Annotated in this window: 14 protein-coding genes; 3 read left to right on the top strand and 11 right to left on the bottom strand. The window is 55.3% G+C overall.

What is annotated here, in order from left to right; genetic code table 11:
• From ABIC80_RS19535 to ABIC80_RS19520, 4 genes are read right to left on the bottom strand one after another with little or no spacing between them, the layout of a single operon-like run.
• Entirely contained in the window at positions 1–660 is a 660-nt protein-coding gene (locus ABIC80_RS19535; RefSeq protein ID WP_429178376.1) for a methionine ABC transporter permease, read from the bottom strand.
• Positions 657–1,448, bottom strand: a complete 792-nt coding sequence (locus ABIC80_RS19530) for a methionine ABC transporter ATP-binding protein (protein ID WP_200581032.1) — start codon at positions 1,446–1,448, stop codon at positions 657–659. Before ABIC80_RS19530 ends, ABIC80_RS19535 begins: the two co-directional genes overlap by 4 nt.
• Positions 1,445–2,251 carry a MetQ/NlpA family ABC transporter substrate-binding protein gene (locus ABIC80_RS19525; protein ID WP_042712879.1) on the bottom strand — a complete coding sequence of 269 codons (807 nt, stop codon included), beginning with the start codon at positions 2,249–2,251 and terminating at the stop codon, positions 1,445–1,447. The genes ABIC80_RS19530 and ABIC80_RS19525 overlap by 4 nt, the downstream gene beginning before the upstream one ends.
• A 22-nt stretch (positions 2,252–2,273) precedes the next feature.
• Positions 2,274–3,302: an isopenicillin N synthase family dioxygenase gene (locus ABIC80_RS19520; protein ID WP_263753084.1), complete on the bottom strand. Its 1,029-nt coding sequence runs from the start codon at positions 3,300–3,302 to the stop codon at positions 2,274–2,276.
• Between the two features lie 261 nt (positions 3,303–3,563).
• Here ABIC80_RS19520 and ABIC80_RS19515 point away from each other — a divergent pair, with 261 nt between their 5' ends.
• Complete coding sequence (locus tag ABIC80_RS19515; protein ID WP_023478283.1) at positions 3,564–3,824, top strand: type B 50S ribosomal protein L31; 261 nt, start codon at positions 3,564–3,566, stop codon at positions 3,822–3,824.
• Positions 3,825–3,827: 3 nt separating this feature from the next.
• Positions 3,828–3,968, top strand: coding sequence for a type B 50S ribosomal protein L36 (ykgO, locus tag ABIC80_RS19510; RefSeq protein WP_023478279.1), 141 nt, complete (start codon positions 3,828–3,830; stop codon positions 3,966–3,968).
• Here ykgO and ABIC80_RS19505 read toward each other — a convergent pair.
• The 7 genes from ABIC80_RS19505 to acrA form a co-directional block, all read right to left on the bottom strand.
• Positions 3,965–4,666, bottom strand: coding sequence for a GNAT family N-acetyltransferase (locus tag ABIC80_RS19505; protein WP_429178337.1), 702 nt, complete (start codon positions 4,664–4,666; stop codon positions 3,965–3,967). The genes ykgO and ABIC80_RS19505 overlap by 4 nt on opposite strands.
• Before the next feature lie 120 nt (positions 4,667–4,786).
• Positions 4,787–5,290 carry a YlaC family protein gene (locus ABIC80_RS19500; RefSeq protein WP_042714469.1) on the bottom strand — a complete coding sequence of 168 codons (504 nt, stop codon included), beginning with the start codon at positions 5,288–5,290 and terminating at the stop codon, positions 4,787–4,789.
• Positions 5,291–5,393: 103 nt separating this feature from the next.
• Positions 5,394–5,960: a maltose O-acetyltransferase gene (gene maa, locus ABIC80_RS19495; protein WP_429178335.1), complete on the bottom strand. Its 567-nt coding sequence runs from the start codon at positions 5,958–5,960 to the stop codon at positions 5,394–5,396.
• A gap of 75 nt (positions 5,961–6,035) precedes the next feature.
• Complete coding sequence (locus ABIC80_RS19490) at positions 6,036–6,254, bottom strand: HHA domain-containing protein (protein WP_023478287.1); 219 nt, start codon at positions 6,252–6,254, stop codon at positions 6,036–6,038.
• A gap of 23 nt (positions 6,255–6,277) precedes the next feature.
• A complete protein-coding gene (tomB, locus tag ABIC80_RS19485; protein WP_042714473.1) occupies positions 6,278–6,652 on the bottom strand; it encodes an Hha toxicity modulator TomB in 375 nt (124 codons plus the stop codon).
• 530 nt (positions 6,653–7,182) lie between these two features.
• Positions 7,183–10,332, bottom strand: coding sequence for a multidrug efflux RND transporter permease subunit AcrB (gene acrB / locus ABIC80_RS19480; RefSeq protein ID WP_263753081.1), 3,150 nt, complete (start codon positions 10,330–10,332; stop codon positions 7,183–7,185).
• Between the two features lie 22 nt (positions 10,333–10,354).
• The gene (gene acrA / locus ABIC80_RS19475) at positions 10,355–11,554 is read right to left on the bottom strand and encodes a multidrug efflux RND transporter periplasmic adaptor subunit AcrA (RefSeq protein ID WP_042714476.1); all 1,200 of its coding nucleotides are present in this window, start codon (positions 11,552–11,554) and stop codon (positions 10,355–10,357) included.
• A 142-nt stretch (positions 11,555–11,696) separates the two neighbouring features.
• On the opposite strand from acrA, the gene acrR reads away from it, so the two are divergent.
• Positions 11,697–12,350 carry a multidrug efflux transporter transcriptional repressor AcrR gene (gene acrR, locus ABIC80_RS19470; protein WP_023478285.1) on the top strand — a complete coding sequence of 218 codons (654 nt, stop codon included), beginning with the start codon at positions 11,697–11,699 and terminating at the stop codon, positions 12,348–12,350.
• The last annotated feature ends 30 nt before the right edge of the window (positions 12,351–12,380 follow it).

The raw sequence follows: 12,380 nt of genomic DNA, 5'->3' as shown, positions 1-12,380 counted from the left end.
TTAACGTCGGTGCGCCAGGCGGCGCACCAGCCTCTCTCCTGCCATCTGCACGCCCTGCACCAGCACCACCAGAATTACTACCGTCCCGACCATCACCTGGTCGTTAAAGCGTTGATAACCATAGCGGATGGCAAGATCGCCCAGCCCGCCGCCGCCAATCACGCCTGCCATCGACGAGAAACCAATCAGCATCACCACCGTCAGCGTAATGCTCGCCAGCAGCGAGGGGAGCGCTTCGGGCAGCAGCGCTTTGCCAATCACATGCCACAGGTTGCCGCCCATCGAGAGGATCGCTTCAATACGACCATACTCAACCTCATCAAGGGCGTTTTCCGTTAAGCGCGCAAAGAAGGGAAAGGCGCCGATGGTGATCGGCACAATCGCCGCCGTGCTGCCCAGCGTGGTGCCGATCAACAGGCGCGTGAAGGGGATCAGCGCAATCAGCAGCACAATAAAGGGCAGTGAGCGGCCGACATTGACGATGCTGCCGAGTACGGCATTCAGCATTGGCATCGGTGCCAGGCCATTGCGGCGCGAGATAAATAACAGCACGCCAAGCGGCAGGCCAATCAGCACGGTAAACAGCGCCGCCAGCCCGACCATATAGAGTGTCTCCAGCGTGCCGTTCACCAGCAGCGGCCAGAGTTCGTCCCAGCTCATGCCACCACGCATAATGGCCTCCCGTTAAAACCGTGGCGGGCGAGAAACGCCTGCTCGCTTTGCGGATCGTGTAACAGCGACTGGCGCAGTTTTGATCGCGGCGTCATCAGCAGATCGGCGATTTTGCCATGCTCAATCAGCTCGCCATCCTCCAGCAGCGCCGCGTGATCGCAGAGGGTTTTCACCACCTCCAGCTCATGGGTGATCAGCACAATCGTCAGATTCAGCTTCTGGTTGATATCCGCCAGCAGCGATAGCACCGAGGCGGTAGTTTGCGGATCGAGGGCGCTGGTCGCTTCATCGCACAGCAGCACCTGCGGCCGGGTAGCCAGCGCGCGGGCGATGCCGACGCGCTGCTTCTGCCCGCCGGAAAGCTGCGAGGGGAAAGCGTGCGCTTTATCACTCAACCCCACCAGCCACAGCAGTTCCTCAATGCGTGACTGGCGCTGCGCTTTCGGCACGCCGGCAATCTCCAGCGGCACGGCGATATTTTGCGCCACCGTGCGGGCATGAAGAAGATTGAAGTGCTGGAAAATCATGCCGGTACGCAGGCGGTGCGCGCGCAGCCCGGCATTATCAAGCCGGGTGATGTCGCAGCCGTCGACGATAATGCGGCCCGCCGTGGGCCGCTCCAGCAGATTAAGGCAGCGGATCAGCGTGCTTTTTCCCGCACCGCTGCGCCCAAGAATGCCGTAGATCGCCCCCTTCGGTACGTGCAGCGAGAGATCCTTTAATGCCGGTCGGCCTGTTCCGGCATAGATTTTACTCAGCCCTTCGATGGCAATCATGACTGCGGCGCGACCGGGATCACCGAACCGTGATAACGCTTGCGAATAAACTCGGCCACCTGCGGTGAGGTGAGATCTTTAGCCAGCGCTTTGATGCGCGGATCGTTGGCAAGCTGTGGCGTGGTGACCAGAATATTGGCGTAGGGGTTATGCTCCGCGCTCTCCAGCCCCAGCGCATCTTTTGCCGGTGTTAGCCCCGCTTCCAGTGCATAGTTGCCGTTGATCACTGCCAAATCGACATCATCCAGCGAGCGCGGGATCTGCGGGGATTCGATCTCAAGGATCTTCAGGTGTTTCGGGTTTTCAGCGATGTTTTTCGGCGTCGCCTGGGTGGTGGCCGGATCGGTAAATTTAGCGTCGAGTTTTATCAACCCCTGGCTTTGCAGCAGAAACAGCGCGCGACTCAGGTTGGTGGGGTTATTGGGCACGGCAACGGTGGCGTTATCCGGCAGCGAGGTAAAGTTTTTGTATTTGCGCGAGTAGATGCCCAGCGGCTCGATATGCACCGTTGCCGCCACGGCAAACGGCTTGCCCAGCACCTTCTCCTGATCTTTCAGGTAGGGCAGGTGCTGGAAGTAGTTGGCGTCGACGTCGCCATTTGCCAGCAGTTCGTTGGCATTCGCGCCGTTGCTCAGCTCCACCACTTGCAGATCGAGCTTCGGATCGAGGGTTTTAATGTAGTTGAGGATCTCGGCGTGCGGCACCGGATCGGCGGCGACACGTAAGGGCGCGGCCTGGGCGGCGAAGCCCGCCAGCGAGAGAGACAGCGCGGCACCTGCCAGCGTCAATGCGACATATTTCATGGTCTTTTCCTTGTAGTTAGCGTCAGGCGATCAGCTGTTCTGTGCGGCTGCGCAGCACATCGCGGTAGTAACGTTCCGCCACGTCCGGGTGGGATCGCAGGCGGCCTTTCAGGTAGTTCCAGCCCACATCGCGCAGCAGCGGGTTGAGCGGATCGCTCTCCGGCCCGCGCGCCTCCTCTGCCAGATGAGGGGGGAGGGTGTAGAGCGGCACATTGGCTTCCAGCTGTGCGCCGAGGAAAAAGGCGATGGAGAGGCGCTCGCGATCCGCTGGCGGGGAAACCACCCGGTGCACCGTGGCGCGCAGATAGCCGTTAGTCGCCAGCTCCAGCAGTTCGCCGATATTGACCACGAAACTGCCAGCTCGCGGCGCGGCGTCGATCCAGCGATCGGGCGCGACCTCGACCTGTAACCCTTTTTGCTCATCCTGCAACAGGAAGCTGAGGAAACCGGAATCTTTATGCGCCCCGACGCCCTGCGCGCTCTGCGTGGCGTGCTGACCGGGATAGCGGATCAGTTTGATGTGCTCGTTAGGCTTGCTGCCATACAGCGCGTCGAACGCATCGGCGGGAAGTTGCAGCGCTTCGGCAAAGGCGCGCAGCAGGCGCAGCGCCATCGATGTCATGGCGCGCTGCCAGTCGAGCAGGGCGGGCTTCAGCGTCGGTAAGGCCTCTGGCCATAAATTTGGCCCCTGTAACCGTCGCCAGCGCGGATCGCTTTCGCTCAGTAACAGCGCCGGGCGCTCGGCGCCGATATCGAACTGTTCACGCCAGTCCGGCTGGCCGCGGGTGATCTCCGATGCGGCGCGGTTGTAGCCGCGAAAGTGGGGAGAGTGGATCATCGCTACCTGCTCTTTTTGCGCCTCGGTGAGAGCGAAAAAGCGGCGCGCTTCGCGCTGCACGGCATGCTGTAAAGCGTCGTCGACGCCGTGGTTAATCAGGTAGAAAAAGCCGATGTCGCGCGCGGCGTGGCGCAGGTCGGCGAGGAAGGCATCGCGTTCAGCGCTGCTGGTGTAACGGGCGAGATCGAGAACCGGTAAGGTGGCTGCGTTCACTGTTTTCTCCGCAAATAGTCGATAAAGGGGGATGTGTCAGGTTCGGGGTTGGGCGGCAACAACAACGCATGATCTTCTCCTGTTAGCGGGTTTAACTCAGCTTGCCTCAGGCGAGAAAATTGAACCAATAACCTTCTTTTCTAATTTATGACCGCGCAGGATCATGTGCTTTTGCGAAAAACGCATAACGCGCGCTGCTTGAAATGGCAACACATCTCCGATAGACTTTTGTTATGTTATAACAAAACAGATGAGTGAATTATGCGACCTGATATCCATCCCCATTACCGCACCGTGGTGTTTCACGACACCAGCGCCAACGAATACTTCAAAGTGGGTTCGACCATCCGAACGGATCGGGAAATTGAGCTTGAAGGGGTGAAATATCCCTATATCACCATTGAGGTCTCGTCTGCGTCGCACCCTTACTACACCGGTAAGCAGAAAGTGATCTCCAGTGAAGGCAGCGCGGCGCGGTTCCAGCAGCGCTATGGCCGGTTCTTTAACGATAAGAAGGCGTAAACCATGCAGGTACTCAATTCATTGCGCAGCGCAAAGCAACGCCACCCTGACTGCCAGATTGTCCGGCGCAAGGGGCGTATCTATGTGATTTGCAAATCGAACCCGCGCTTTAAAGCGGTGCAGGGTAAGAAGAAGAGACGTTAAGCGCGAAGCGATGCCAGCGAAGCGCGCTGCTTGCCGTCGGCGGTAAAGTTATCGGCGGCAAGCCAGCGTTGCAGCGCCTGGTCAACGGCGGGCCACTCGCCATCAATAATCGAAAACCAGTCCGTATCGCGGTTATGCCCCTTACGCACCATCGCCTGGCGAAAGCGCCCCTCAAACTGAAAACCTAACCGCAGTGCCGCCCGGCGCGACGGTTCATTCAGGCTGTGGCACTTCCACTCATAGCGGCGATAGCCGAGCGTGTTAAAGGCATAACGCATCAACAGCCAGTGCGCTTCCGTCGACGCAGGAGTGCGGCTGAGCAGCGGCGAAAAATGCACGTGCCCCACCTCCATCACCCCATTCTCGCTATCAATACGCATCAGCGCCAGGCTGCCGACCGGTTTGCCGGTGCGCAGATCGATCACCGCAAAATGGATGGGATCGCGCAGCGCACAGTTGCTCTCAACCCAGTGGCGATACTCCGCTTCGTTTTGTTCCGGCTCGCGGGTGAGCCAGGTCCAGCTTCGGTTATCCGGTGCCTGCTGGTGCGCCTGAAACAGCGCGGCAGCATGATCGACGCTGAGCGGTTCGAGGCGGCAGAAATGGCCTTCAAAAGTGAGACGTTGCGGAAAAGGGCGGGGCTGCCAGTCGGGCAGGGCCTCGCCGACAGGTTGTTGATATTGATTCAGCTGAGTCATCGTTTCTCCTTGAGAAGGCGGGTGGCGGTCGGTTTTTATCAGACCACAAATCGCAAAGGAGAGATATTCCTGAAAAGAGGGAGGAGCGTGCCGCGCTGTTACGCGCGGCAGCATGCCGGCTTAACCGGCAGAGTGCTGAGCCACAGACGCGGTGGGTTGCGCAGAGGCCGGGCGGGTGAGGGTATAAATGTCGTAAAACGACAGATCGCCCTTACGCGTGATCATCTTTTCCAGCTGGGCTTTCTCTTCAGCGCTGACTTTCGGCGACTGCATAATCGCGTCGATCAGGCTTTGCGGCACAAAGCGGGTGTTATACCACTCGCCGTTGTAGCAGACGCGGAAGTCGAGCACGTCGATATCTTCAAAGCGATAACGCGGGTAAACATCAAAGAAGAAGAAACCGTTCAGGACGATGAAAAGCACCACCAGCAGCCAGACGGAGCCGATAAGGGTGTCGGACAGCAGCATCACCGCCAGGGTCGCAAAGAAGGCCAGATACATGCCGATAAACAGACCCGGATGGTTGCGAATAAAACTGATGCTGAAGCGCGGTCGGTTGTCCCGTTTCTCGCGCTGGTTGATCTCTTCAATCGTTTCGGTGAGCAGCCGCTGTATTTCTGTCATCTTGGGCCTTTATTGATACTGATTTGCAGGTGGACACGCTATTTTAAGTTGCCGTCCAGTGTGAAAAAAGTAACAGTTTTGCCACAAAAAAAGATAACAGTTACTAAACGGTTGCTTCGGTCAGATGTTTGATAATACGTGCCGGGTTGCCGCCGACGACCACATTGGCAGGTACATCTTTCACCACCACTGCGCCGGAGGCAATCACTGCATTATCGCCGATGGTAACGCCCGGATTAATCACCGCGCGTCCGCCAATCCACACATTGTGACCAATCGTGACCGGCTTACCATATTCCACGCCGCTGTTTCGCTCGACAGGATCAAGCGGGTGCGTCGCCGTATATATATGAACGCCCGGAGCCAGCATACAGTTATCGCCAATATGAATCGGGCAGACATCGAGCATTACGCAATCGAAATTAGCGTAAAAGCTTTCGCCAAGGAAAATATTGTAACCGTAGTCGCAGCGGAAAGTGGGCTCGATATAAGCCCCTTCGCTCTGCCCGAGCAGATCGGCAAGAATCGCTTTACGTTCTGCTTTTTCATCCGGGCTGGAGTGGTTGTAACGGTGCAGCAGGTGCCGCGCGCGCAGCCGATCGGCGCGCAGAGTGTCGTCGCCCGCCCGGTAGGGAAGACCGGCGATCATTTTCTGTTTTTCATCATTCATTTTTTAGAGTGTACCTGGTACGGAGGTTGAACGATTGACTGTGGCAGAAATAACATCTCTTAACATTGAGAAGAATTAGCGAACAAATTTCCACACCGACGAGGGGATTTTGTCATAAAGCTTATTCATGGTCAGTTCAGCCAGACGATGATCGGCCGCTGAATAAAACACCGTAAGCTCGTCATCGGTCAGTTCGTATTTATTTTTTTCAATAACGCGTTCAAGCGTATCAATTGATTGGCAGCGCCTTAAACGCATCAAATAATCAATTTTTGTTAATGGTTTTTCGGACATATCTTTACCTTAGTGTTGAAAAATTAACAAGAGTGACTTACTGGATTAGCCTTGCTTACATTGACGAAACTGCGAAACAGCTTGCTGCCTGTTTTACGCCATTTCTGTAAGTCGTGTGTATTAATACCGTAACTGCTAAACAACATAAACGTGTCATCAAGGTATTCGTCGATCAATTCAATCAGTTTATTATCTTTGTCGTGCTTAATTTTATAATTCAGCGCGAAGGTTGCAATATGCTCAATCAGCTCATTTAACTGCAGGTTGATGGCTGATGTGGGATCGTTAACCCATCCATGATGGCTCTCTTCCAGATTGGCGAGGCACTCCTGGTGCAACGATTCGCAGAGAAATTTAAGCTGCGCAATATCATGCCTTTTCGGCGAGTATTCGTCCATAACGCATCCCCTTCTGAGTGGTAATTTTTTTACTAACCAAAGGCTGATTCAGGATGGGAACTTCTGCTCTGACCAGAGACATATGCTGATTTATGTTCGTTGATATAACTATAAGCCACTATGAATAGGATTTCATTGAGCTATCACGAAAAATTACAAATAATATCTTTTCCTGCGGAAAAAGCGGCGCGGCACAGCGAAAAGTAGCGATGCGAATCGTCTCATAAGGCTAAGTAAGTCAGCGGACTGCCTTACAATTCATTAAGTTAGCATGAGTCCGATTATTCCGCTTATAAGAATATTTTTCTGCCAGGATTTTTCTGACTTAAAGTAATATTAAGAGAAATTAAGATTATTACTGGAAAATATAGCACATTCGCAAATACACAGTGATTATATGCCTTAATGCTAACGCATAAATTAATCAGTTAAACAATAACGTATTTAATGATCCGATGAGTTGGAAAGCACAACGATGTAAAAAAGAAAAGGCCGCTATGCGCGGCCTTTTCTTATATCAGCAGAGAGGATCAGTGCTGTTCAACCTTGTGGCTGTGTTCAACATCGTCGTTGCGGCGGCTGAAGCGGCGGCGAACCACCACAAAGAATACCGGAACAAAGAAGATGGCCAGCACGGTCGCGGTGATCATCCCGCCCATTACGCCGGTACCGACGGCGTTCTGCGCGCCGGAGCCCGCACCGGAACTGATAACCAGCGGCAGTACCCCAAGGATAAACGCCAGCGAGGTCATCAGAATCGGACGCAGACGCATACGGACCGCCTCAAGCGTCGCTTCAATCAGCCCTTTGCCCTCTTTATCCATCAGATCTTTGGCGAATTCGACGATAAGTATCGCGTTCTTCGCCGACAAGCCAATGGTTGTCAGCAGGCCCACCTGGAAGTAAACGTCGTTGCCAAGACCGCGGAACGTCGCCGCGAGCAGGGCACCGATAACGCCAAGCGGAACCACCAGCATCACCGAGAACGGAATCGACCAGCTCTCATAGAGCGCCGCCAGACAAAGGAAAACGACGATAAGCGAAATGGCGTACAGCGCCGGTGCCTGGTTGCCGGAGAGGCGTTCCTGATAGGACATGCCGGTCCAGTCGAAACCGATGCCGGTTGGCAATTTACTTGCCAGCTGCTCCATCAGATCCATCGCTTCACCGGTACTGCGGCCCGGTGCAGCCTGGCCCAACAGTTCCATTGACGGCAGACCGTTGTAACGCTCCAGACGCGGTGAACCATACTCCCAGTGGGTAGTGGAGAACGCGGAGAAAGGCACCATCTGACCGTCCGTCGCGCGCACATACCAGTTGCCAATATCGTTTGGCAGCATGCGGTATTTCGCCTGCGACATAACGTAAACCTTCTTCACGCGACCGCGGTCGATAAAGTCGTTCACGTAGCTGCCGCCCCAGGCTGCACCCAGCGTGGTGTTGATGTCGCTAATCGACACGCCCAGCGCCTGCGCTTTCTCCTGATCGATATCGATCTTGAACTGCGGCGTATCTTCCAGACCGTTGGGACGCACGCCCACCAGCAGATCCGGATGCTGCGCAATCTCGCCAAACAGCTGGTTACGTGCCTGCGTTAACTTATCGTGACCGAGGTTAGCCTGGTCAATCAGCTGGAAGTCGAAGCCGGTTGCGGTACCCAGTTCAACAATTGCCGGCAGGTTAAAGGCGAAGACCATCGCATCTTTAATCTGCGAGAAGTGCGCGCTGGCACGACCTGCAATTGCCGGAACTTTGTTCTCCTCACCCGCACGCTCATCCCAGTTTTTCAGCGAAACGAACGCCAGACCGGTGTTCTGCCCGCGGCCCGAGAAGCCGAAGCCGTTAACGGTAAAGACCGAGTTAACGTTGGCTTTCTCATTCTCCAGGTAGTATTTCGTCACTTCGTCCAGCACCTTCTGCGTACGCTCTTGCGTCGCGCCGGCAGGCAGCTGGGCCATGGTCAGAAACACGCCCTGGTCTTCATCGGGCAGGAACGAACTCGGCAGACGGACAAACAGCACCGCCATGCCCGCAACGATAACAATATAGAGCAGCAGATAACGACCGGTGCTGCGCAGGATATTGCCCACGCTGTCGGTGTAGTGGTGCGTGCTCTTATCGAACATGCGGTTAAACCAGCCGAAGAAGCCTTTTTTATGCTCGCCGTGATCGCCTTTGGCGACCGGTTTCAGCATGGTGGCACAGAGTGCCGGCGTCAGGATCAGCGCTACAATCACCGACAGCACCATCGCGGAAACAATGGTAATGGAGAACTGACGATAGATTGCGCCGGTAGAGCCGCCGAAGAAGGCCATCGGAATAAATACCGCCGACAGCACCAGCGCAATACCGACCAGCGCGCCCTGAATCTGATCCATCGAACGCCGGGTTGCCTCTTTTGGCGGCAGACCCTCTTCCATCATCACACGTTCGACGTTCTCCACCACCACGATGGCATCATCCACCAACAGGCCTATCGCCAGCACCATACCAAACATGGTGAGGGTGTTTATCGAGTATCCGAAGGCGTTAAGAATGGCGAAGGTACCCAGCAGTACTACCGGCACCGCAATGGTCGGGATCAGCGTCGCGCGGAAGTTCTGCAGGAACAGATACATGACCAGGAAGACCAGTACGATCGCTTCAACCAGCGTTTTTACCACTTCGTTAATAGAGATCTTAACGAACGGGGTGGTGTCGTACGGGTAAACCACTTTCAGGCCGTGCGGGAAGAAAGGTTCGAGACCGGCAATGGTCGCGCGTACCGCTTCTGCGGTATCCAGTGCGTTCGCACCGGTCGCCAGTTTGATACCCAGACCCGCCGCCGGTTGACCGTTGTAGCGTGCGACAACGTCGTAGCTTTCGCCGCCCAGCTCAATCTTCGCCACGTCGCGCAGGCGAACCTGCGAACCATCGCTGTTCACTTTCAGCAGAATTTTGCCAAACTCGTCGGTCGAGGTGAGACGGGTCTGCGCGATGATCGAGGCGTTCAACTGCTGCCCTTTCACCGGCGGCGTACCGCCCAACTGCCCGGCCGCGACCTGGGCGTTCTGCGCTTTAATAGCCGTGATCACGTCGACTGGCGTCAGCTGGAAGTTATTGAGCTTGTTCGGGTCCATCCAGATACGCATCGCATACTGCGCGCCGAACAGCTGAACGTCACCCACGCCTTTGGTACGGCTGACCGGATCTTTAATGGTCGCGCCCACATAGTCGGCAATATCTTCCTGCTTCATTGAGCCGTCGGTACTGATCATACCGAGCACCATCAGGAAGCTACTGGAGGATTTCTCAACGCTCACGCCCTGTTGCTGCACTTCCTGCGGCAGAAGCGGCATCGCCAGCTGCAGTTTGTTCTGCACCTGAACCTGCGCGATATCCGCATCAGTACCGGAATCAAAGGTGATAGTGATCTGGACCGTACCAGAGGAGTCACTGGTGGAGGACATATAAAGGAGGTTATCGATACCGTTCATGTTCTGTTCGATAACCTGCGTTACGGTGTCCTGCACCGTTTTCGCATCAGCACCTGGGTAAGAAGCGGTGATCTGAACCGCAGGTGGCGCAATCGTTGGATACTGCGCCACCGGCAATTTGAGGATCGATAGCGCCCCCGCCAGCATGATGATAATCGCGATAACCCACGCAAATATGGGGCGATCGATAAAAAACTTAGCCATGTCTTAACGGCTCCTGTTTAAGTTAAGACTTCGGTTGCTCTGACTGGCCGTTGGCCTGGGCTTGCTCTTTCTTGTCAGATGTCACTTCCTGGGCCTTGACCTGCACGCCAGGTTTGACTTTTTGTAACCCTTCGATGATCACGCGATCGCCGCTTTTCAGGCCATCGGTAACCAGCCACTTGTCGCCAATGGCCTGGGTCGCGGTGATATTGCGGATTTCAACTTTGTCGCCTTCACCTACCACCATCGCCGTTGCGTCACCGCGCGGCGTACGGGTCACACCCTGTTGCGGAACCAGCAGGGCGTTCGGGTTAACCCCTTCTTCCAGCTTGGCGCGCACGAACATACCCGGCAGCAGCGTGTGGTCCGGGTTCGGGAACACGGCGCGCAGGGTGATTGAACCGGTGGTCTGATCGACGGTTACGCCAGAGAACTCAAGGGTACCGGACTGGTCATATTTCATGCCGTCGTTGGTCACCAGTTCCACTTTCGCTTTGCCGTTATCCTGCTTCAGCGAACCGTTAGCCATCTCCTGCTTGAGGCGCAGGAAATCGTTGCTGGATTGGGTGACATCGACGTAGATCGGGTCAAGCTGCTGCACGGTGGTCAGCGCAGTGGTCTGCCCGCTCTGCACCAGCGCACCTTCAGTAACGGTAGAGGTGCCGGTGCGGCCGCTAATTGGGGAGGTGACTTTGGTGTAAGCCAGGTTGATGCGCGCGTTCTCGACCGCAGCTTTTGCGGCGATAACCGTGGCGTTTGCCTGCTGCGCGTCTGCCTGCGCCGTATCATAATCCTGTTGGCTGATGTATTTGGTGCCCAACAGTTTCTTATAACGGTTCAGGGTCATCTGCGCGATATTCGCCGCTGCCTGCGCTTTGGCTAAATCGCCTTTCGCACTGTCGTAGGCGGCCTGATAGGTCGCTGGATCAATCTGATAGAGCGAGACACCCGCTTCGACGTCACTGCCTTCGGTAAAGTTGCGCTTCAAAATAATGCCGCTAACCTGCGGACGGACTTCAGCAATGCGATATGCAGTGGTGCGACCCGGCAGCTCGGTGGTGATCTGCAGAGGTGCCGCTTTCACCGTTACCACGCCGACTTCCGGCGCCTGGCCGGCTCCCTGCTGCTGCTGCGCAGGTTTATCGTCACATCCTGTAAGCGCTAAGCTGCCCGAAAGCATCAGAACGACCGCCAGAGGCGTTAGCCCTCTGTTTATGTTCATAAGTAAACCTCGAGTGTCCGATTTCAAATTGATCAATGGATCAAAGGCCCAAAAACCCATTGCTGCGTTTATATTATGGTCGTGCTATGGTACAAACATTCACAAATGTATGTAAATCTGACTCCTGTAAATTCACCGACATATGGCACGAAAAACCAAACAACAGGCGCTTGAGACGCGACAACACATTCTTGATGTTGCCATGCGGCTGTTTTCCCGGCAGGGCGTCTCATCAACTTCGCTGGCTGAAATTGCGCAGGCGGCAGGAGTAACTCGCGGCGCGATTTACTGGCATTTCAAAAACAAGTCAGATTTGTTTAGTGAAATTTGGGAACTGTCGGAGTCCAGTATTGGAGATCTTGAAACTGAGTATCGGGCAAAATTCCCTGGCGATCCACTCTCAGTATTAAGAGAAATATTGGTTTATATTCTCGAAGCCACCGTTGTCGAAGAGCGGCGTCGGCTGATGATGGAAATTATCTTCCATAAATGCGAGTTTGTCGGCGAAATGGCGGTAGTGCAGGAGGCGCAGCGCGATTTATGTCTGGAAAGTTACGATCGCATTGAAAATACACTCACTGAATGTATTCAGGCGAAATTATTGCCCGCTAATCTTTTAACCCGCCGTGTCGCGGTGCTGATGCGCGCCTATGTCTCCGGAATTATGGAAAACTGGCTCTTTGCGCCGCAATCTTTCGATCTGAAAAAAGAGGCGCGCGCCTACGTCGCCATCCTGCTGGAGATGTGCCAGTTCTGCCCGACGCTGCGCGACGACACGCCGGCTCTCAAGGCATAAGCAGGCCGCCAGGATTTCTCCTGGAGGCCG

It is taken from the genome of Kosakonia sp. 1610 (assembly GCF_050435845.1).
GTDB lineage: Bacteria > Pseudomonadota > Gammaproteobacteria > Enterobacterales > Enterobacteriaceae > Kosakonia > Kosakonia cowanii.
Note: the sequence above shows the minus strand (reverse complement) of the source record. Positions and strands in the feature narration are given on the sequence as shown.

Coding starts and splice junctions, on each gene's coding strand:
- ABIC80_RS19525 (WP_042712879.1), bottom strand. CDS start 2,251: ATGAAATATGTCGCATTGACGCTGGCAGGTGCCGCGCTGTCTCTCTCG.
- ABIC80_RS19535 (WP_429178376.1), bottom strand. CDS start 660: ATGAGCTGGGACGAACTCTGGCCGCTGCTGGTGAACGGCACGCTGGAG.
- acrR (WP_023478285.1), top strand. CDS start 11,697: ATGGCACGAAAAACCAAACAACAGGCGCTTGAGACGCGACAACACATT.
- ABIC80_RS19515 (WP_023478283.1), top strand. CDS start 3,564: ATGCGACCTGATATCCATCCCCATTACCGCACCGTGGTGTTTCACGAC.
- tomB (WP_042714473.1), bottom strand. CDS start 6,652: ATGGACGAATACTCGCCGAAAAGGCATGATATTGCGCAGCTTAAATTT.
- acrB (WP_263753081.1), bottom strand. CDS start 10,332: ATGGCTAAGTTTTTTATCGATCGCCCCATATTTGCGTGGGTTATCGCG.
- ABIC80_RS19505 (WP_429178337.1), bottom strand. CDS start 4,666: ATGACTCAGCTGAATCAATATCAACAACCTGTCGGCGAGGCCCTGCCC.
- ABIC80_RS19500 (WP_042714469.1), bottom strand. CDS start 5,290: ATGACAGAAATACAGCGGCTGCTCACCGAAACGATTGAAGAGATCAAC.
- ABIC80_RS19490 (WP_023478287.1), bottom strand. CDS start 6,254: ATGTCCGAAAAACCATTAACAAAAATTGATTATTTGATGCGTTTAAGG.
- maa (WP_429178335.1), bottom strand. CDS start 5,960: ATGAATGATGAAAAACAGAAAATGATCGCCGGTCTTCCCTACCGGGCG.
- ykgO (WP_023478279.1), top strand. CDS start 3,828: ATGCAGGTACTCAATTCATTGCGCAGCGCAAAGCAACGCCACCCTGAC.
- ABIC80_RS19530 (WP_200581032.1), bottom strand. CDS start 1,448: ATGATTGCCATCGAAGGGCTGAGTAAAATCTATGCCGGAACAGGCCGA.
- acrA (WP_042714476.1), bottom strand. CDS start 11,554: ATGAACATAAACAGAGGGCTAACGCCTCTGGCGGTCGTTCTGATGCTT.